The 597-nt window shown below is 73.4% G+C and carries 1 protein-coding gene; it reads left to right on the forward strand.

All coding sequences use genetic code 11. From position 1 onward, the window contains the following. On the forward strand, positions 1-597 hold a 597-nt coding region (locus tag KUM32_RS40250), incomplete at both ends, for an alpha/beta fold hydrolase (protein ID WP_217146654.1).

Raw genomic sequence — 597 nt, forward strand, 5'->3', positions numbered from 1 at the left:
GGCCTACCGGGGCGGCGCCCCGTCCACCGGCGACGACTTCTCCACGCTGGCCGCGTGGCTGTACAGCGCGGGCGGGCGGGCCACCGTCGCCCCCGACTACCTGGGACTTGGCACCGGGCCCGGCACCCACCCGTACGTGGACACCGCCTCCTCCGTCTCCGCCTCCGTCGACGCGCTGCGGGCCGCTCGCCAGGCCGCCGCCCAGCACGGCCGCACGCTCACCCGCGACGTCCACGTGACCGGCTTCTCGCAGGGCGGCCAGGTCGCCATGGCCGTGGGCCGCGAGCTGAGCCGGGGCGTCGACCGGCACCTGCGGGTGCGCTCGCTGGCCCCGGTGGCCGGCCCGTACGACATCGCCGGCCAGGAGCTGCCCGCGATCTTCGACGGCCGCATCGACGACAGCTCGGCCGTCTACTACCTCTCGTACTTCCTGACCGCCCAGAACCGGCTGCACCACCTCTACGACGACCCGCGCGAGGTCTACCGCGAGCCCTACGCCTCCACCGTGGAGACGCTTTTCGACAACGACCACACGGAGCAGGAGATCGCCAAGGGGTTGGCCCCGAACATCAGGGCGCTGCTCACCGACGAGTGGAC

This window comes from Streptomyces sp. AC627_RSS907 (assembly GCF_019049165.1).